General features: G+C 66.9%; 18 protein-coding genes. 7 read left to right on the plus strand and 11 right to left on the minus strand.

The annotated features are described in order from the left end of the window. Nucleotides 1-39: 39 nt before the first annotated feature. From AAF184_10010 to def, 5 genes are all read right to left on the minus strand, one after another. Nucleotides 40-2331 (minus strand): ATP-binding protein, encoded by a 2292-nt coding sequence (locus tag AAF184_10010; protein ID MEO0422659.1) that lies wholly within the window; start codon nt 2329-2331, stop codon nt 40-42. After that, nucleotides 2307-2963 (minus strand): DUF4390 domain-containing protein, encoded by a 657-nt coding sequence (locus AAF184_10015; protein MEO0422660.1) that lies wholly within the window; start codon nt 2961-2963, stop codon nt 2307-2309. Before AAF184_10015 ends, AAF184_10010 begins: the two co-directional genes overlap by 25 nt. 15 nt (nt 2964-2978) lie before the next feature. Then, nucleotides 2979-4373 (minus strand): 16S rRNA (cytosine(967)-C(5))-methyltransferase RsmB, encoded by a 1395-nt coding sequence (gene rsmB / locus AAF184_10020; GenBank protein ID MEO0422661.1) that lies wholly within the window; start codon nt 4371-4373, stop codon nt 2979-2981. Next, nucleotides 4370-5320, minus strand: coding sequence for a methionyl-tRNA formyltransferase (fmt, locus tag AAF184_10025; GenBank protein ID MEO0422662.1), 951 nt, complete (start codon nt 5318-5320; stop codon nt 4370-4372). The genes rsmB and fmt overlap by 4 nt, the downstream gene beginning before the upstream one ends. 63 nt (nt 5321-5383) lie before the next feature. Then, entirely contained in the window at nt 5384-5896 is a 513-nt protein-coding gene (gene def / locus AAF184_10030) for a peptide deformylase (protein ID MEO0422663.1), read from the minus strand. A 206-nt stretch (nt 5897-6102) separates the two neighbouring features. Here def and AAF184_10035 point away from each other — a divergent pair, with 206 nt between their 5' ends. From AAF184_10035 to AAF184_10055, 5 genes are all read left to right on the plus strand, one after another. After that, nucleotides 6103-7335: a LysM peptidoglycan-binding domain-containing protein gene (locus AAF184_10035; GenBank protein MEO0422664.1), complete on the plus strand. Its 1233-nt coding sequence runs from the start codon at nt 6103-6105 to the stop codon at nt 7333-7335. A gap of 89 nt (nt 7336-7424) precedes the next feature. Continuing rightward, the gene (gene dprA, locus AAF184_10040; protein ID MEO0422665.1) at nt 7425-8579 is read left to right on the plus strand and encodes a DNA-processing protein DprA; all 1155 of its coding nucleotides are present in this window, start codon (nt 7425-7427) and stop codon (nt 8577-8579) included. 24 nt (nt 8580-8603) lie between these two features. Next, nucleotides 8604-9077 carry a DUF494 domain-containing protein gene (locus AAF184_10045; protein ID MEO0422666.1) on the plus strand — a complete coding sequence of 158 codons (474 nt, stop codon included), beginning with the start codon at nt 8604-8606 and terminating at the stop codon, nt 9075-9077. 105 nt (nt 9078-9182) lie between these two features. After that, a complete protein-coding gene (locus tag AAF184_10050; protein MEO0422667.1) occupies nt 9183-11705 on the plus strand; it encodes a DNA topoisomerase I in 2523 nt (840 codons plus the stop codon). Then, nucleotides 11702-12154: a VOC family protein gene (locus AAF184_10055; GenBank protein MEO0422668.1), complete on the plus strand. Its 453-nt coding sequence runs from the start codon at nt 11702-11704 to the stop codon at nt 12152-12154. Before AAF184_10050 ends, AAF184_10055 begins: the two co-directional genes overlap by 4 nt. Nucleotides 12155-12160: 6 nt before the next feature. Here AAF184_10055 and AAF184_10060 read toward each other — a convergent pair whose 3' ends face one another. The 3 genes from AAF184_10060 to AAF184_10070 form a co-directional block, all read right to left on the minus strand. Beyond that, complete coding sequence (locus AAF184_10060) at nt 12161-12571, minus strand: MAPEG family protein (GenBank protein MEO0422669.1); 411 nt, start codon at nt 12569-12571, stop codon at nt 12161-12163. A gap of 67 nt (nt 12572-12638) precedes the next feature. After that, on the minus strand, nt 12639-13247 hold the full coding sequence (locus AAF184_10065) for a DNA-3-methyladenine glycosylase I (protein MEO0422670.1): 609 nt from the start codon (nt 13245-13247) through the stop codon (nt 12639-12641). Nucleotides 13248-13381: 134 nt separating this feature from the next. Beyond that, nucleotides 13382-13774: a hypothetical protein gene (locus AAF184_10070; protein ID MEO0422671.1), complete on the minus strand. Its 393-nt coding sequence runs from the start codon at nt 13772-13774 to the stop codon at nt 13382-13384. Nucleotides 13775-14200: 426 nt separating this feature from the next. Between AAF184_10070 and hemB the strand changes: the two genes are divergently transcribed. Further along, the gene (hemB, locus tag AAF184_10075) at nt 14201-15202 is read left to right on the plus strand and encodes a porphobilinogen synthase (GenBank protein MEO0422672.1); all 1002 of its coding nucleotides are present in this window, start codon (nt 14201-14203) and stop codon (nt 15200-15202) included. Nucleotides 15203-15218: 16 nt separating this feature from the next. Then, complete coding sequence (gene aroE / locus AAF184_10080; GenBank protein ID MEO0422673.1) at nt 15219-16046, plus strand: shikimate dehydrogenase; 828 nt, start codon at nt 15219-15221, stop codon at nt 16044-16046. Here aroE and AAF184_10085 read toward each other — a convergent pair. The 3 genes from AAF184_10085 to AAF184_10095 form a co-directional block, all read right to left on the minus strand. After that, complete coding sequence (locus tag AAF184_10085) at nt 16035-16322, minus strand: glutathione S-transferase N-terminal domain-containing protein (GenBank protein ID MEO0422674.1); 288 nt, start codon at nt 16320-16322, stop codon at nt 16035-16037. The two genes, aroE and AAF184_10085, sit on opposite strands and share 12 nt — an antisense overlap. 85 nt (nt 16323-16407) lie before the next feature. Beyond that, entirely contained in the window at nt 16408-16953 is a 546-nt protein-coding gene (locus AAF184_10090) for a gamma carbonic anhydrase family protein (GenBank protein ID MEO0422675.1), read from the minus strand. 12 nt (nt 16954-16965) lie between these two features. Then, on the minus strand, nt 16966-18117 hold the full coding sequence (locus AAF184_10095; protein MEO0422676.1) for a DUF1028 domain-containing protein: 1152 nt from the start codon (nt 18115-18117) through the stop codon (nt 16966-16968). Nucleotides 18118-18146: the final 29 nt, after the last annotated feature.

Here is an 18146-nt window from a genome sequence, read left to right on the forward strand (position 1 = left end):
GACCTCTCATCGCGGGCGAGCGCCGGAATCGCCCCTGTTCTATGTATTGATTGCTCTTACAGCCGAACGTGCGCTCCCCGATTCCCCCAGGGTTGGCGCCCGATAATCCTCGGCTCCGGCAGCGAGGCGAGCGGCGGCGTAGGCGCGGGCATCGGCGTCGCGGGGCAGCACGATGCTGACCCAGGCGCCCTCTCCCGCTGGCATGTCGCCTAGTTCGATCCCCCCGCCATGTTCTTCCACTATCTTGCGCACGATCGCAAGCCCGAGCCCAGTCCCCTTTTCCTTCGTCGTCACGTAGGGCTCGAAAACATGGGCGACGCTCGGCAGCTGAAAGCCGTGCCCGTTGTCCTCGACGCGCAGTTGCACGAAGTCGTGACCGTCCTCCTGCTGCAGCGCAGTAAACAGGCGGATACGGCCGTCCGTGCGCTCCGACAGCGCCTCGATCGCATTGGTAATCAGATTGTGCAGGATCTGGCGCAGGCGATCGCCGTCAGCCTCCGCCGGCGGCAGATCGGGGTCTGTGGCCACCTCCACCCGCACCGGCAATTCGCGATCGCGGTAGAGCTCCACCACCTCCGAGACGATTCGATTCACGTCGACGAGGCTGAGATTGAGCTCCGGCGCGCGCGCGTAGTCGCGGAAGGCGTCGACCATCCCGCGCATGGCATCGACCTGCTGGATGATCGTGTGGGTGGCGCGATCAAGCACCGCCATGTCATCCCCGCCATCATCACCCCGCAGGTAGCGCCGGCGGACGCGCTCGGCCGACAGCTTGATAGGCGTGAGCGGGTTCTTGATCTCGTGGGCCAGGCGGCGCGCCACCTCGCCCCAGGCCGCATCGCGCTGGGCCCGCATCAAGCGAGTCACCTCGTCGAAGACCAGCACGCTGCCCTGAGCGGCGGGATCGTCGCCCGGCAGGATCGCGCTCGCGCACATCAGCACACGGGGTCCCCGCTCGCCGGTGAACGCGATCTGCTCCCGCCACGCGCGGCGGCCGGCGGCGAAGTGCTCCTGGGCCACCTGCAGCAAACGCTCGAGGGCTACCGATGACCCGGGCGGGGCCTTCAGGCGCTGCCCCGGCACGATGGTGATGCCGAGGATGGTCTCGGCGGCCGTATTCGCCACCCGCACCCGTTGGTCCGGCTCCAGGGCGACCACGCCGGTCGAGAGGCTGGCGAGAATCGTGCTCAGCTTGCCGCGCTCGCTCTCCGTCGCCTGGCGGGCGCGCTGGGCGAGGGCCTGGGCCTGGCCCAAGCGCTCGGTCATGTCGTTGAAGGAGTTGACCAGAAAGCCGATGTCGTCGCGCGTCGGCACCGGGAGCTTGCGCGAGAAGTCGCCCTCAGCCACCGCGCGTGTGCCGGCCACGAGATCCTGAATGGGCGCCACCACCCGGCGCGCCGCGAAGATGGCCCCCCACACCGCGCTCAGGGCGGACAGGAGCAGCACCAGGGTCAGGGTGAGCGCGAAGCTGAACTTCAGCGGCTGACGCAGGTAGTCGGATCTCGCGTAGGCCGTGTAGGCCCCCTGCACCGTCTCCGCCAGCTCGGAGAAACGCTCTGGCACGGAGAAGACCCCCACCAGCACTCGGTGCTCGCCGGAGGTCGGCGCGTCCATGTGCACCGCCGTGCGCACCAACAGCCCCCCCGCTGGGAGCGGCTCCACCTCCACGTAGGCCTCGCCCTGGCGCAACGGCGGCAAGGACAGGGAGGGGCTGCTCGGGGCCACGGTTTGCTCGGCGAGATTCGGCAGGCCCGCACTCAGGGCGAGGATGCGCCCGGACGAGGCGAGCACGGTCAGCTCCTGGGCGCCGAAGCGCTCACGCAGGCGATCGAGCTCACCGTAAAGCTCGACGTCGTCCAGCCCGGCGAGGCTGTCCGCCATGTCCAGGGTGGTGGCGCGGAACTCGTCCTTGCGCGCATCGAGGGCCAGGCGGGCGAGCGAGAGGGCCTCGCTCAGGCCCTGGCCGACGTCGTCGTCGAACCAACTGTCGATACCGCGGGTGATGAACTGGAGCGAGAAGGCGAAGACGATCAGCACCGGCAGGAGGGACAGCACGGCGAAGATCGAGACCATCCTCACCTTCAGCCGTGATCCCGCCTCGCCGCGCGCGTATTCCCGCGCCAGGCGCACCAGGGCGAACAGGATGAGCAGGCACATGACGGCCACACCCATCGCCGTGCTGGCCAGGATCACCAGCTGGGTCTGGCCGAACTGACCGCGGTTTTGCGTGCTTTCCGCCAGCAGGGCGAGGGAGCCGAGGAGCATAGCGACGCCGAACACGGCGCCAAGGGTCGTGAGGAGTCGTCTTAGTCTGCGGACGTCAGTCGCCATGTGAACCAATTACTCGCCAGCCGCCAATCGTCGAACAGCGAGGCGAGGGTGCTGATCGGCACGGGCAGGCGTTGCCGATCGAGCACGGCGCGGATGCGCATTTCGTAGGCGGATCCGTCGCGCAGCAACCCATCGTCGATCACCGGCAGATCGCGCAGATCGCCGAGTTCTTCGCGGGCGTCCTCCAGCGTAGCGAAGGAGCCCTGCTCCCCGCTGTTCACGTTGCGAACCACGTAGCGGTCGCTGAGGGCATGGTAGGACAAGGTGTAGCGCTGGCGCAGGCTGGCCACCGTGCGATCGGGCAGGAAACGTCGATTTCGCTCCACCTCGATCTGAATGACCAGGTCCAGGGTGACCCCGCTGCGCAGGGCCCCCTCGGCGCCGTCCGGCAGGTCGTAATGGATCTGCGCGTTGAGGAACACGACCCCGTCGCGCAGGGAGGTGTAGGCCGAGCGCACCTCGAAGTTGCCGGCGGCCTCGGCCGAGTTGGCCATCGCGAACAGCGCGACCAGCAGCCACCCGATGAGCCCGATCGCTGCCCAACCGTGGCGCACACGCGACGACCCGTGCGTCGATGGCGACGCGGCGGGCTCCAGGCCGTGAGTGGTAGCGATTGCGTAGGCAGTGCTCATCAGACGCGATTCAGCTCAGGGTTTCACGAGCGAAGCATAATAGAAGCCGTCCATGTCGTCCTCTCCAGACATGATTTGACACCCGTAGGCGGTTTTTCGCGCCCCGTGAAGGGTCAGATCCTCCACCTCAACATCGCTCATTTCACTCAGAAAATCGCTGACCACCGCATCGTTTTCGCACTTCAGTACTGAGCAGGTAACGTAAAGTAGGCGTCCGCCAGGGGCGAGCAAGGGCCACAGTTTGCGCAACAGCAGCGCCTGCGTTTGCGCCAGCGGGCCGAGGTCGTCGTGACGACGCAACAACTTTATATCCGGATGACGGCGGATCACCCCGCTCGCGGAACACGGCGCATCGAGCAAAATACGATCGAAGAGACGTCCATCCCACCACGTCTGCGGATCCCCGGCATCCGCCGCCAGACGACGACTGGCAGACGCCTGCTCCAGCCCCAATCGCACCAGCGTTTCCTCCACCTGCTCCAGCCGGCGCGCCGAGACATCGATGCTCAGCAGTTCGATCCCCGGCACGATCTCCATTAGATGTGCGCTCTTGCCCCCCGGGGCAGCGCAGGCATCCAGAACGCGCGCACCGGGCGGCGCTTGCAACGCATGGGCCGCGTACTGCGCCGCCGCGTCCTGCACCGACACCTCGCCTGCCTCGAAGCCGGGCAGGGCCTGCACGTCCACCGCCGATTCCAAGCACAACGCTTGGGGCAGGGTGGGGTGCACACGGGCCTCCAATCCGGCCTGTGCCAGCCAGTCCTCTCGCGACAGGCGCTGAGCGTTGACCCGTAGCCACATGGGGGCCTGCGTGCGGGCAGCCAGGGCCAGGGCCTGCCAGTCTTCGGGCCAATCCTCGCGCCAGCGGGCCAACCACCAGCTCGGCAGGGCGTGGTGGGCGGTGGGCTCGTCCGCCACGGCCGCATCCAGGGAGGCTCGCTCGCGGTCGTAGCGTCGCAGCACCGCGTTGGCGAGCCCCGCCGGCCCCTTGCCGAGTGCGGCGCGCGCAGCAGCCACCGTCTCCCCGACGGCAGCGTGCGCCGGCACCGCCAGGTGCTCCAGCTGACACAGACCCACGCACAGGAGCGCCTCGAGCAGATGGGCGTCCTCGCGCAGGGGCTTACCTAGCAATTTCGTCAATAAGAACCGATAGCGCTCCCAGTAGCGGATCGTGCCGAACACGAGGGTGCGGTAGAAGCTGCGGTCGCGGGGGGCTTCGATGGGGCTCGCGTGCTTGGGGAGCAAGCGCGTTAGCGAGCGGCCGTCGCGAACGACCCCAACCACCGCGCGGGCGGCCTGCAGGCGCACGCGGGCCGGCGAGCCGAGCGCAGTGCCGCCCGTGGGCGAAGCGTGAGCCTTTGCCTTACGCCGCCGCCGAGTAGGTTTCTTAGGTGTGCCGGGCTCGCTCACTGCAGGAGGCGATGGAGCAGGGGCGTCGCGTTGACGAATTCCCGAGCGGATACGGGTTTTCGTCCAGGCGCCTGGAGCCGGGTGATACGCAGCACGCCGTCACCGGTCATCACATCGACGCCCTCCTGACCCTGAGCGATGACCGTTCCCGGCGCCACCGATGGCGCCTCCTCCGGGGCGACCGCCACACTCGCTGCCCAAACCCTCAGGGGTCCGTCCAGCCCGTCGAGCCCTGTCTGACACACGGGCCAGGGTACGAAGGCGCGCACACGGCGCGCGATGACCGCTGCCGACTCCTGCCAATCGATCACCGCTTCCGCCTTGCTCAACTTGTGAGCGTAGGTGACATCGCGAACATCTTGCTCGGTAGGCTCGAGCGTGTAGTCCGCATCGACCAAGGCCTTTACCGTCTCTACCAGCAGGGAAGCACCGAGGGTGGCGAGGCGATCGTGCAGGGTCGCCGTGGTGTCGGCCGCCTCGATCGGAAGTTCGCCCACGCGATACACCGGACCTGCGTCCAGCTCCAGCATCACGCGCATGATGGCCACCCCCGTCGTGGCGTCGCCCGCCTCGATCGCCCGCTGGATCGGCGCGGCCCCACGCCAGCGCGGCAGGAGCGATGCGTGCACGTTGAGGGTGTCGCGCGTCGGCACGTCGAGCACCGCTTGCGTGAGCAACTGACCGTAGGCCACGACGATCATTAGGTCCGGTGCCAGCGCCGTCAGGGTCGGCAGGTCGTCGCGAATGCGGTCCGGCTGGTAGACGGGCAGATCGTGCGCCTGGGCGCACTGCTTGACGGGCGGTGCATGCAGCTTCTTGCCACGCCCCACCCGTCGGTCCGGCTGGGTGTACACCCCGACCACCGGCAGGCCAGCCTGCACGAGCGCCTCGAGGGTGGGCACCGCGAAGTCTGGCGTACCCGCGAAAACGATGCGAGGCACACTCATCGCCGCGTGCTGCCTGCGCTCGCCGCGCAGTGGACCAGGACGATCACCGGGAGGCGCGTGGAATCAGCTGGCGCTGGCCGCCACTTTGCGTGATTTCTCCAGGCGCTTGCGGATCCGCGTGCGCTTGAGCTCGGAGAGGTAGTCCACGAAGAGCTTGCCCTCGAGATGATCCATCTCATGCTGGATGCACACGGCCAGCAGTCCCTCAGCCTCCATCTCGAAGGTCTCGCCATGGCGATCGAGGGCACGCACACGGATGGACTCCGCCCGCTCGACGGCCTCGTAGTAGCCCGGCACGGACAGGCAGCCCTCTTCGCCCATACGCACCCCATCGCGCTCGATGATCTCGGGGTTGATCAGGGTGACGGGCTGGGAGTGATCCTCGGTGACATCCGCAACCAGCAGACGCTTGTGCACGTTCACCTGGGTGGCAGCGAGGCCGATACCCGGTGCGGCGTACATCGTCTCGAACATGTCGTCGATCAGCTGACGGATGCCATCGTCGACCTCCTCGATAGGCTGTGCTTTGGTTCGCAGCCGACTGTCGGGATATTCAAGTATCGTGAGGATTGCCATAATCGTGCCTGGATTGGACGTAATCGGACCGCTGGGCGGGGAGCAGAGGCTCCACGCCACACCTTCGGTCAGGTGGGTGCGCTAGCGCCAACGTTCAAGAGTGTGCCGCCTGCAAGGATAGGCCGCTGCAGACTGGGTAGATTATATCAGTCGACCAGATCGTGACCGCAGCCCCGAAGGGCCGCGCAGTAGGAGCTACGCATAAGATGCGCCTGGTATTGATCGCCGCCGCCGCGGCTGCCCTCGCTGTTACCTCAGCTTGCGGCACATTCGGAGACGCCTCGAGGGAGCCTGAGGAAGCGGCGCCGGTTGCACGGACCTACACGCCGCCGCCGGAACCGCCTCGCAGCCAGCCCGCCCCGCCACCGGTGCGCCGGGCGACGAGCGGTGGCAGCGGTAGCCGCATCCCGCTGGCGGACGACGCGCCCGACACCTACGTGGTGGTACGCGGCGACACCCTGTGGGACATCTCTGAGAAGTTCCTCGCCGAGCCCTGGCGGTGGCCGGAGATCTGGTACGTCAACGAGCAGATCGAAAACCCCCACCTGATCTTCCCGGGCGACCGGCTGACCCTGATCTACGTCGACGGGGTGCCCCAGCTGCGCCTGGACCGCGGCGGACTTGCGCAGTCCACCCTGAAACTGTCCCCGCAGATACGCCGTTCGTCGCTTGATGATGCGATCACGACCATCCCCTACGAGGTGATCGCCCCGTTCCTCACCCGACCCACGGTGCTGACCAAGGGCCAGATCAACCGGGCGCCCTACCTGCTGCAGCTGCAAGGCGAACACCTGATCGGCGGCCAGGGCCTGCGCGCCTACGTGCGCGGCAAGGGGCTCACGCGCGGAGCGACCTTCTCCCTCATGCACGTGGGAGACAAATACGTCGACCCCGATACGGGCCGCACGATCGGTCGCGAAGCGCTCTACGTCGGCCAGGCGCAGGTAGAGCGCGAGGGCGATCCGGCCACGGTGCTGCTCACGGAGAGCACCCGCGAGGCCCTCGCAGGCGACATCCTGCTGCCCCTCGATACGGACATTCCTCTCTATTTCTATCCGACCGTGCCCGAAGAACGTATCCAGGGCAGCATCGTGGATGTGGTCGATGGCGTATCGCTGATCGGCCAGTACCAGGTGGTGGTACTCAACCGCGGCGGCGACGACGGCCTGCAGCAAGGGCACGTGTTGGAGGTGTTTCAGCGCGGCGAGAAGGTGCGCGATCGCTTCCGCGGCGGGCCCTTCAACAGCGTACGCCTGCCCCAGGAGTACGCGGGGCGGGTGCTCGTCTTCCGGGTCCTCGACGAGATCAGCTACGCGTTGGTCATGAGCGCGACCAGCGAAATGCGGGTGGCTGACATCGTGCGCACCCCGGGTGAGGCCTCCGACGAGGAGCTGCGCGAGGAACGGCGCGCCGCACGCCGCGACAAGTCGGCTCGCTGATCGACCCGACGCACATCTGACTGAGAATCCGGTGAAGGCGCCCAGAATCGGCGCCCCAGCATCGCGGCTCCAGGCCCCAGACTGGGTCCATGGCCGCGGAACACCCCTCCCCACAGGCGATGGATCACCTCATCGCCTGGCTGCTGCTGGCGGCGACGCCGGGCATCGCGCGATGCCTGCCCACCATTCGCCGCGAACTCGGCGACCCGCTCGCGCTATGGACGCAGCCGCGCAGCGTCTGGCAAGCCCTCGGCCTCGGCGCCAAGGCCTGCCGCTGGCTCCTGCGTCCCGACCCCACCAGCGTCGCCAGCGCCTTGACCTGGCTCCGAGGCGCCCCCGACGAGCGCCGCCTGATCACCTGCAGCGATAGCGCCTACCCGCAACTCCTGCTCACCACCGCCGATCCCCCGCTCGTCCTACTGAGCGAAGGCCCACCGACGGGCCTCGGCGAGCCGATGCTCGCCATGGTGGGCTCGCGTCGAGCCTCGCCACCGGGCATGGAGCTCGCCCACAGCTTCGCGCGTACCTTGGCCGGTGCAGGCTTCACGATCATCAGCGGCCTGGCCCACGGGATCGACGGCGCCAGCCATCGTGGGGCCCTCAGCGCCGGCGGGCGAACGGTGGCGGTGCTCGCCACGGGACCGGATCGGGTCTACCCCTGCGAGCACCACGCGCTCTCGCGCGCGATCGCCCGCGACGGCCAGCTGCTGAGCGAGTTCCTCCCAGGCACCCCCGCCCTGCGCCACCACTTCCCCCAACGCAACCGGATCATCGCCGGGGCAGCCGTCGGTACGCTCGTGGTCGAGGCTGCCGAGAGATCCGGCAGTCTGATCACGGCTCGGCTCGCCAACGAGGCCGGGCGCGAAGTGTTCGCCATCCCCGGATCCGTGCGCAGCCCGACCGCTCGGGGATGCCACCTGCTGCTTCGCGATGGGGCAGTTCTCGTGGAGCGTCCGGAGGATGTGGTGGACGCCCTGCCGGCGCTCCTGGGCGCCCTCTGCCCGACGCCCAAATGCACTGCAGCAAAGATCTCGGAGGGGTCTGAGCTCCCTGACACGTTACCGCCACAAAGCGGAAAGGTTATCGACAACTTGGGGCACGATCCCGCCACCATCGAGCAGATCGCCGCCCGCAGCGGATTGACGACGGAAGCCCTTTGCTCCATTCTGCCGGCATTAGAAGTCCAAGGCGTCGCCTGCCGCTTTGCGGACGGCCGTTACGCCCTGCTCTCTCGCCAGGAATAAGGTCGCCCAGGAACCAAGATCGCGATGAAGGAAGACGTGCTCGACGTCCTGATGTATCTGTTTGAGGCCTATCTCGACGCCGACCCCCAGCCGGAACCCGACCGCGATGCGTTGCGCGGCGAGTTGGAAAAGGCCGGCTTCGGGCGTCTGGAGATCGACCACGCCCTCGAATGGCTCGACGGCCTCAGTGAGGAGAGAGCCGACGAGGGGGCGCACCCCGTCACCGATCGCGCCATTCGCGTCTTCAGTGACGAGGAGTGTGAGCGCCTGGACGTGCATTGCCGCGGCTACCTCCTTTACCTAGAGCACGTTGGCATCCTCTCCGCCGCCCAGCGCGAGCTCACCATCGACCGCATCATGGCCCTCGGCAGCGAGGTCGATGTGGAGCAGATCAAGTGGGTCGTGCTGCTCGTCCTGTTCACCCAGCCGGGCCAAGAAGTGGCCTACGCGCGGATGGAGGACTTGATTTTCGAAGAGGGAACGGCAATCGTCCATTAAGGAAGGCTGCTCGCCCCAAAGCATCGACCCTGAACCGCGGCACCTGCCGCGGTTTGCGTTTTAGTGGTCGGTAAACCCTTTTCTTTCAAGAGCTGAATCGAAGCGATGCCAAAGCACCTGGTCGTCGTCGAGTCACCGGCGAAAGCCAAGACCCTGAAGAAGTTTCTGGGCAAGGACTACGACGTACTCGCCTCCTACGGTCACGTCCGTGACCTCGTGCCCAAGGAAGGTGCCGTCGATCCGGCGAATGACTTCGCTATGCGCTACGAGGTCATCGAGCGCAACCAGAAGCATGTGGACGCCATCGCCCGCGCCCTGAAGAAGGCCGACGCCCTGTACCTGGCCACTGACCCGGACCGCGAAGGGGAAGCCATTTCTTGGCACCTAGCGGAACTACTGGGCGAACAAGGCCTGCTGGAAAACCGCGACGTGCAGCGTGTGGTGTTCCACGAGATCACCGAACGCGCGATCCAGGACGCGGTAGCCAATCCCAAGGGCTTGTCCCTGGAACTGGTAGATGCCTACAAGGCGCGTCGAGCCCTCGACTACCTGGTCGGCTTCAACCTCTCGCCCCTGCTCTGGCGCAAGATCCGCGGCGGCCTCTCCGCCGGCCGCGTGCAGAGCCCCGCGCTTCGCATGATCGTTGAGCGCGAGCTGGAAATTGAGAAGTTCGTCTCGCGCGAGTACTGGTCGATCGAATCGCGCCTCGATAGGGACTCGACCAACTTCACGGCACGCCTAACGGAATTCGACGGTACCAAGGTGGAGCAGTTCACCTTCACCGACGCCGAAGGCACGATGAAGGCGGTCAAGGCCATCGAAGATGCCGCCGGCGGCGAGATGCTGGTCGCCAACGTCACCAAGAAGCAGCGCCGCCGCAACCCTGCGCCGCCCTTCACCACCTCGACGATGCAGCAGGAGGCCTCGCGCAAGCTCGGCTTCGGCGCCCAGCGCACCATGCGCACGGCGCAGAAGCTCTACGAGGGCATCGACATCGGCCAGGGCTCGGTCGGTCTGATCACCTACATGCGTACGGACTCCGTGTCCCTCGCCCAGGAGGCGCTGACGGAGCTGCGCGAGGTGATCACCGGGCGTTACGGCGCCACCGAGGTGCCCGAGACGCCGCGTGCCTTCAAGACCAAGTCGAAGAACGCTCAGGAGGCACACGAGGCCATTCGCCCCACCTCCTCGGCCCGGGTGCCCGCGGACCTGCGCCAGTACCTCGACGACGATCAGTTCCGCCTCTACGAACTCATCTGGAAGCGCACCGTGGCCTGTCAGATGGAGCAGGCGCTCTACGACACGGTGAGCGTCGACCTCGCCGCCGGCCCGCACAAGCTGCGCGCCAGCGGCTCTACCCTGGTCAAGCCAGGCTTCCTCGCCGTGTACCAGGAGGGTCAGGACGACATGGTAGAGGAAGGCGATCGCATCCTGCCGCCGCTCGAGAAGGGCGACGCCGTGAAGCTGATCGAAATGCTCCCCGAGCAGCACTTCACCGAGCCGCCGCCGCGTTACACGGAAGCCTCCCTGGTGAAAGCCCTGGAAGAGCACGGCATCGGCCGTCCCTCCACCTACGCCTCGATCATCTCGACCCTCGTCTCCCGCGAGTACGTCGAGCTTGAGCGTCGTCGCTTCACACCCACGGACGTTGGCCGCGTGGTCGCGCGCTTCCTCACCGAACACTTCGAACGCTACGTGGACTACGACTTCACGGCGCGGCTCGAGGACGAGCTCGACGACGTGTCCCGCGGCGAACGTGACTGGGTGCCGCTCATGCACGCCTGGTGGAAGGCCTTCAAGGAGCAGGTGGACCAGGGCAAGGACATCGACCGCAGCCAGGCCATCCAGGCCCGCGAGATCGGCACGGACCCGAAGAGCGGCCGCCCCGTAAGCGTGCGCCTCGCCCGCTACGGGCCCGTGGTGCAGATCGGCACCAAGGACGATGAGGAGAAGCCGAAGTTCGCCGGTCTGCGGCCGGGCCAGAAGATGGAGCAGATCACCCTCGAGGAAGCCCTCGAGCTGTTCAAGCTGCCGCGCAACTTAGGCGAGACCCCGGAAGGCGAAGCCGTCTCCACCAACATCGGTCGCTTCGGCCCCTACGTGAAGTACGGCAGCAAGTACGTCTCGATCAAAGACGACGACGACCCCTACACGATCGAGCTGCCCCGCGCCCTCGAACTCATCGCGCAGAAGAAGCACGAGGATGCGAACCGCACGATCAAAGACTTCGGCGTGGACAACATCAAGATTCTGCGCGGTCGCTACGGCCCCTACATCACCGACGGCAAGAAGAACGCCAAGGTGCCGAAGGACCGTGAGCCCGAGTCGCTGACGCTGGAAGAATGCCAGGAGCTCATCGCAGCTGCCCCGGAGCGGGGCAAGCGGCGCGGCGCCAGCAAGAAGACCAAGGCCGCGACGGCAGTCGCCGCCAGCGCGGCCAACGACGACGAGGCTGGCGGACGTCAGCGCGAGGCGGCCCGTCGCAAGACCACGACCACGCGCAAGAAGACGGCGACCAAGAAGAAGGCCGCGTCTAAGAAGAAGACGACCACCAAGAAGAAAGCGGCGAGCAAGAAGAAGACGGCGGCCAAGAAGAAAACCGCCAAGTCCTCGAGCGACGGCGAGTGAGCGAAGGCCCGGGCGCGGCGCTGACTCAAGCGCTACGCCCGTTCCATCTCGCCTTACCGGTGCACGACCTCGCCCAGGCCCAGGCGTTCTACGGCGAGCTCCTGGGGTGCGCCTGCGGTCGCGCCAGTGCGCGCTGGCTAGACTTCGACTTCTTCGGTCATCAGCTCACGGTGCACCTGACCGATACGCCAGCCAGCCCCGCGTCGACCAATCCCGTCGATGGCGAACAGGTGCCGGCGAGCCATTTCGGCGTGATCCTGACGATCCCCGCATGGGACGCCCTCGCCGCGCGCCTCACCGCGGCGGGCACAGCGTTCCTGATCGCCCCGACCACCCGCTTCGCCGGCTCCACCGGCGAGCAGCGCACGATGTTCTTTCGCGACCCCAGCGGCAACCCGTTGGAGTTCAAAGCCTTCGCGGACGATCGGCAGATCTTCGCTACCGACTGAGCGGGCCTAGCTGAGCAAGCCCACGGCCGTCTGCACTACCAGCGCGATTGCGAGCACGGCCATCACGCTCCAGGTAGCCGCCATGCCGAGGAATCGGCGCTGGGTGACGCCAGCGGAGCTGCTGAGGCCCGATGCGTGGGAGATACGAGCGATCGTGAAGATCGCGCCCGCCGCGTGCACGGCCCAGACCGCGGCCCCATTCAGCTCGAACAGCAGCAGCAGGAGCAACCCGACGGGGATGGTCTCGACCGCGTTGCCATGCACGCGCACGGCGAGTTCCAGATCGCGGTTGCCGCCGGTCCCGACGCCCACCTTGTGGCGTCGACGGTTCATGCTCACGCGCGCGCCGAGCACCAGCATCAGGAGCGTACAAAGGCCGGCGTAGAGACCGGTGATGAGTGGAACTTGAATGGGCATGAGGCCTAGGACTCCCTGTCAGCAGGCGGGTGAACGGGTCGCTATTGGAGCGCATGATGCCCTGCTCTCAAGCCTCCCGGCCAGTCACCTCACGGTAGCGAAAGCAGGACTGGAGGTGATCGTTCACCATGCCGGTGGCCTGCATGTGCGCATAGACGGTGGTGGTGCCGAGGAACTTGAAGCCCTCGGCCTTCAGCGCTTTGGCCATTCGATCAGACGCGGGCGTACTCGCGGGCACCTCCTCGAGGCCGCGCCAGCGATTGCGAATCGGCTCGCCGTCGACGAACGCCCACTGCCAGTCGGCGAAGCTGCCGTGGCGGGCCTGCAATTCCAGGAAGGCGCGCGCATTGCCGATAGCGGCTTCGATCTTGGCCCGGTGGCGCACGATCGAGGCGTCCTGGAGGAGCTTCTCCACGCGCTTCGGGGTGAAGCGGGCCACCTTGAGCGGATCGAAGCCGGCGAAGGCGCGGCGATAGCCCTCGCGCTTGCGCAGGATGGTGATCCAACTGAGTCCCGCCTGGGCGCTCTCCAGGGTCAGGCATTCGAAGAGCTGGGCGTCGTCCCAGACGGGCACTCCCCACTCCTCGTCGTGATAGGCCACGTAGTCCGCACCGCCGAGACACCAGGGGCAACGCTTGCGTCCGTCTTCCCCCGCTACCGCTCCTCGCTTGGCCACTCGCGTCCTCGCTACGATGCTCAAAAACAAACGGGCCCGCGAATGATGACACTCGCGAGCCCGTTAGTGGCGAGGGGTCGCGCGCAGCACCCGATGCACTGCGCCCGACGCGATCGCCCGTTCAGCCTAGGGAATTAGGCAGCGCCGCACTTGCCTTCGCCGCACTTGCCCTCTTCACCCTTGTCGCCGCCACAAGCGCCTTCTTCGCCCTTGTCGCCGCCACAGGCGCCTTCTTCACCCTTGTCGCCGCCGCAAGCGCCTTCTTCGCCCTTGTCGCCGCCACAAGCGCCTTCCTCACCCTTGTCGCCGCCACAGGCGCCTTCTTCGCCCTTCTCGCCGCCACACTTGCCTTCGCCACACTTGCCCTCGCCCAGGGTGTCGGCCATGTAGCCGCTGGAGAGATCTGCTGCAGAGAAGGGGTTGGCGCTGGCCGAAGCCGAGAATACCGAGGCACCGAAGCTGGTAACCAGCGCGGCACTAACGGCGAGGGTGATCGGCTTCAGGGCCTTGTCGGTCTTGTCGGACATCGTTGTGTCTCCTTGGGAGTAAACGTATCGATCAACTGCTCAAACATGAGCTAAGCGTGTTCATCCGGTGACCAGCAGGGCGTCTGGACGCCGTCATGCTTCACCGGCCTGGCTTGGTGTTGGTGGTCAGCACTAGGAAAAAGGTTTCACCGCCCCCAGATGTCCGCGATGAACGGAGGAGTCCTCGCGGTAGGGCGAGTAGACCTGCCGCGCGTGGCTCAGGTTCCGCAAACCCGTAGATCACGCGTGTCGCCGAAGGGCGAGTGTAGTCGACCACCCTCAACCTCGCGACACTCTTCGAAACAAAGAACCGACGCCAGCGTCGCCACGCGATCACAGTCCTGTGAGTCGCGTTTTATTGGCGACACTCTCTCGATTCGGTGACACTTGGCCCCTAAGCATGACATCCGTTCCAAGGCCGACCCCATGATCAATCCCAGCTACCCCGCCCGCCGTCCTCGTCGCCTGCGTCGCGATGCCTTCTCCCGCGATCTGGTGCGCGAAAACGTGCTCACCGCGGCGGACTTCATCTACCCGGTGTTCGTGCTGGAAGCGCCGGACGCGCGCGAGCCCGTTCCCTCCATGCCAGGGGTGGAGCGCCAGGGGCTGCATTACCTGTACGAGACGGCGGAGCGGGCACTGAAGCTGGGCATCCCGGCGCTGGCCCTGTTTCCCGTGGTGCCCACGGAGAAGAAGTCCGATTTGGCCGAGGAAGCCTACAACCCAGACGGCCTCGCCCAGCAGGCAACGGCGGCGCTCAAGGACCGCTTCCCCGAGCTCGGCATCATCACGGACGTGGCCCTCGATCCCTACACCTCCCACGGCCAGGACGGCCTGATCGACGCCAGCGGCTACGTAATGAATGACGACACCGTGGAGACGCTCGTCCGCCAGGCGCGCTCCCACGCCGACGCCGGGGCCGACGTCGTGGCCCCGTCGGACATGATGGATGGCCGCATCGGCGCCATCCGCGAGGCGTTGGAGCAGGGCGGCCATCGCAACACACGCATCCTCGCCTACGCTGCCAAGTACGCCTCGGCCTACTACGGACCCTTCCGCGATGCCGTCGGCTCCGCCGCCAACCTGGGCGCCGGCAGCAAGGACACCTACCAGATGGACCCGGCCAACTCGGACGAGGCCCTGCACGAGGTGGCGATGGACATCAACGAAGGCGCCGACATGGTGATGATCAAGCCCGGCATGCCCTACCTGGATATCGTGCGCCGGGTGAAGGATGCCTTCGGCGTGCCCACCATGGTCTACCAGGTGAGCGGCGAGTACTCGATGCTCAAGGCGGCAGCCCAGCAAGGCTGGCTCGACGAGCGTAAGGTCGTGCTAGAGGCTCTGTTAGGTTGCAAGCGTGCAGGGGCCGATGCGGTGCTCAGCTACTATTCCCTGCAAGCTGCCGAGTGGCTGCGCAGCGACTGATCGGTCAGCGCCCGTCATGGATCGCTACGCTGTCATCGGATGGCCGCTCGACTACACGCGCTCACCGCAGATCCACCGCCGGTTCGCCGAGAGTTGCGCCGAGGCGCTCACCTACGAGGCCCATCCGGTCGCGCCGGAAGACCTCGCCGATACGCTCCAGGCATTCCGCGAGCGACCTTCGATGCACGGCTTCAATGTAACCGTGCCGCACAAGGAATCAGTGATGGCGCGCTGTGACGCACTCGGCGACGAGGCGGCCGAGGCGGGTGCGGTCAACACGGTCATCATCGATCGGTCCACCACCACCCCGCGCATGGTCGGCCACAACACGGACGGTGCCGGCCTGGTACAGGACCTCACCCAACGCCATGGCGTCTCGCTCAACGGTGCCCGACTGCTGATGGTGGGTGCTGGTGGCGCCGCCCGCGGCACCTGCGGGCCCTTGCTGCGCGCAGGGTGCGCGAGTATCGACGTCGTCAACCGCACCGCCGCGCGCGCGGAGGCCTTGGTCGAACACCTGCGAGCGCGCGGGCACTCCGCGAACCTCGCCGCCGTGACGCGCGCTGCCCTGGAGGGCCAAGCGCCCTACGACGTGGTGATCAACGCGACCTCCTCGGGCATGCAAGGCGCCGTGCCCGATCTGCCGCCCAAGATCATCCGGGAGGCCTTCTGCTACGACATGCTCTACGGCGAGGACACGCCCTTCGAGCGCTGGGCGAGAAGCGCAGGAGCCCGTCAGGTGGCAACGGGTTTAGGGATGCTGGTGGAGCAAGCGGCGGAGGCGTTCCACCTCTGGCGTGGCGTGCGTCCGCCGACGAATGCGGTGTTCGACCTACTTCGCTAGCGTGCCGTCGGCGTGGCGTTCGCGCAGCCACTGCACGATGTCCCTCGACTCCGGCATCCACTGCACCTCGCCCGCCGCGTCCGTTATCGCCAGCACCGGTACGGTCTGACGGCCACGAGCGGCGACCAAGTCATCACGGTGTTTCGGGTCACCGTAGATGTCGCGGAACTCCACATCGATAGCGAACTCATCGATCACGGCGCGCACCATCTCGCAGTAGGGGCAACCGAGAAAGTGGTAAAGCGCGAGGGACTGGGGCGCTGCGGTAGCGGTCATGGGAAGGCTCCTGCGGCCACGATTTGCGCGACCGCCTCGGTTGTGTGAATTCTGTGCTCGAAGCAGCCGACAGCGCCTAAGCGCTCTATTGGCCTTCGGCGCGATCGGCCAGGTACGCGTCCTTCATCTTCACGTAGTGCCTGGCGGAGTAGGGGAGCGATTCGATCTCCTCGGCGGAGAGGGGACGAATCTGCCGCGCGGGCACGCCCGCGTAGAGGTAACCCGACTCCAAGCGCTTGCCCTGGGGCACCAGCGCGCCGGCACCGAGCAACACTTCGCTCTCCACCACCGCGCCATCCATGACCACGGCGCCCATCCCGATGAGGACACGATCGCCGATCGTGCAGCCGTGGATCACGACGCGGTGGCCGACGGTCACGTCCTCGCCGACGGTGAGGGCGAAGCCTCCCGGCGCGTAGGGACCGTCGTGCGTCACGTGACACACGCAAGCATCTTGCACGTTGCTGCGGGCACCGATCCGGATCTGGTTCACGTCGCCGCGCACCACCGTGCCCGGCCAGATCGAGGCGTCATCGGCCAGGGTGACCTGGCCGATGACGAGCGCCGTCTCATCCACGTAGACCCGCTCACCGAGCACCGGTCGATGATCCTTGAAGCGGCGCAGGGACATCCAGCCTAGCTCCTAGCGAGCCGCGGGCACGAGCTCGAGCACCGGCTGGGGCTGCAGCTCCACCGGCCCCGTACCGTCGTCGATCGTGACCTTGAAGCTCACCTCACCGGCGTCTTGACCGGCCACGATGGGCACGATGTACAGACCGTTGTTGCGATCCACCACCGGCTGCACGGTGGCGTCCACGTCGCTGGCGGGATCGACGGTCACGCTCACGGCCGCCCCACCGCTGGTGATCCGTGCGCCCCGAAGGTCACGGGCGACCAGCACCAGGCGCGTCACGCTGGCGCCATCGGCAGGCAGCGTATCGGCGGTGAAGATCTTCAGGGTGCGGAAGTGATCGGGCACGCCCGTCTTGTCCGCGCGGAAGGCCTGGAACTCGGCGAACAGGGTATCCACGGGATCGGGATCGCTCGGCGCGGCGAAGGCCACGTTCAGATCCATGTAGTAATCCCCGGTGGCGCAGCCGTTGCTGCTGCAGGTGCCATCCGTGTCGCCGACACGGGCCACCAGCATGTAGCCCACATCAGCGGACTTGTCGAAGTCCGGCGGCGGGGCGCCGCAGCCGTCCGCGTCGAAGGGCGAGCAGGAGCAGCGGCCATCACCGCCCTGGTCGCGGGCGGCGATCATCGCGCGCATCAGGCGCGTGGGCAGATCGCCTGGCTCGAGCAAGGCGGAGACGGCCTCGTCGAGCACCGACTGGCCCGTGATCACGTTGCCCTGCACCGCGTAAGCGAGGCTGCCCGAGGTGCCGCTCACGTCGTTGGCGAAGGCGCCGTTGGAGCTGCCGCTGAACCCGACGGCCCGGCCCTGCGTGTCGGCGATGCCGTACTGGCGGGTCTGGTGGCCGCTGTCCTGGGCTTCGAGGATGTCCAGGATGGTGGCGGGCGGCGTGCCGTTGGCCAGTTCGTCGAAGATGATGCCGCGGTTGCGGCCGGTCGGCTCCACGAAGCTCTGGGCCGCGCCGGCGCCGCGGCCGACGCGCACCACGCTGGCCTCGCGCTTGAGGTCGACGAAGGGCACGCAGGTGGCCGAACCGATCGCCACCTCGCCCGTGGCCGAGTCGGTGATGATGACCGACCAGGTGGCGGAGGCCGGCAGTGACGCGCTCAAGCCCAGCGCCAGGGCCACCGCCGCACCGCGGCGTAACTTACTGAAAAACATAGCGGACTCCTTTCCGTTCGTGCGGCACC

The organism is Pseudomonadota bacterium (assembly GCA_039815145.1).
In the GTDB taxonomy this organism is placed as follows: domain Bacteria; phylum Pseudomonadota; class Gammaproteobacteria; order Steroidobacterales; family JBCBZW01; genus JBCBZW01.

Excerpts from the sequence above, each read along its gene's own strand:
- aroE (MEO0422673.1), top strand. The coding sequence starts at position 15,219 with ATGGATCGCTACGCTGTCATCGGATGGCCGCTCGACTACACGCGCTCA.
- def (MEO0422663.1), bottom strand. The coding sequence starts at position 5,896 with ATGGCAATCCTCACGATACTTGAATATCCCGACAGTCGGCTGCGAACC.
- AAF184_10095 (MEO0422676.1), bottom strand. The coding sequence starts at position 18,117 with ATGTTTTTCAGTAAGTTACGCCGCGGTGCGGCGGTGGCCCTGGCGCTG.
- dprA (MEO0422665.1), top strand. The coding sequence starts at position 7,425 with ATGGCCGCGGAACACCCCTCCCCACAGGCGATGGATCACCTCATCGCC.
- AAF184_10050 (MEO0422667.1), top strand. The coding sequence starts at position 9,183 with ATGCCAAAGCACCTGGTCGTCGTCGAGTCACCGGCGAAAGCCAAGACC.
- AAF184_10070 (MEO0422671.1), bottom strand. The coding sequence starts at position 13,774 with ATGTCCGACAAGACCGACAAGGCCCTGAAGCCGATCACCCTCGCCGTT.
- AAF184_10085 (MEO0422674.1), bottom strand. The coding sequence starts at position 16,322 with ATGACCGCTACCGCAGCGCCCCAGTCCCTCGCGCTTTACCACTTTCTC.
- AAF184_10010 (MEO0422659.1), bottom strand. The coding sequence starts at position 2,331 with ATGGCGACTGACGTCCGCAGACTAAGACGACTCCTCACGACCCTTGGC.
- AAF184_10045 (MEO0422666.1), top strand. The coding sequence starts at position 8,604 with ATGAAGGAAGACGTGCTCGACGTCCTGATGTATCTGTTTGAGGCCTAT.
- AAF184_10060 (MEO0422669.1), bottom strand. The coding sequence starts at position 12,571 with ATGCCCATTCAAGTTCCACTCATCACCGGTCTCTACGCCGGCCTTTGT.
- hemB (MEO0422672.1), top strand. The coding sequence starts at position 14,201 with ATGATCAATCCCAGCTACCCCGCCCGCCGTCCTCGTCGCCTGCGTCGC.
- fmt (MEO0422662.1), bottom strand. The coding sequence starts at position 5,320 with ATGAGTGTGCCTCGCATCGTTTTCGCGGGTACGCCAGACTTCGCGGTG.
- AAF184_10015 (MEO0422660.1), bottom strand. The coding sequence starts at position 2,963 with ATGAGCACTGCCTACGCAATCGCTACCACTCACGGCCTGGAGCCCGCC.
- AAF184_10090 (MEO0422675.1), bottom strand. The coding sequence starts at position 16,953 with ATGTCCCTGCGCCGCTTCAAGGATCATCGACCGGTGCTCGGTGAGCGG.
- AAF184_10035 (MEO0422664.1), top strand. The coding sequence starts at position 6,103 with ATGCGCCTGGTATTGATCGCCGCCGCCGCGGCTGCCCTCGCTGTTACC.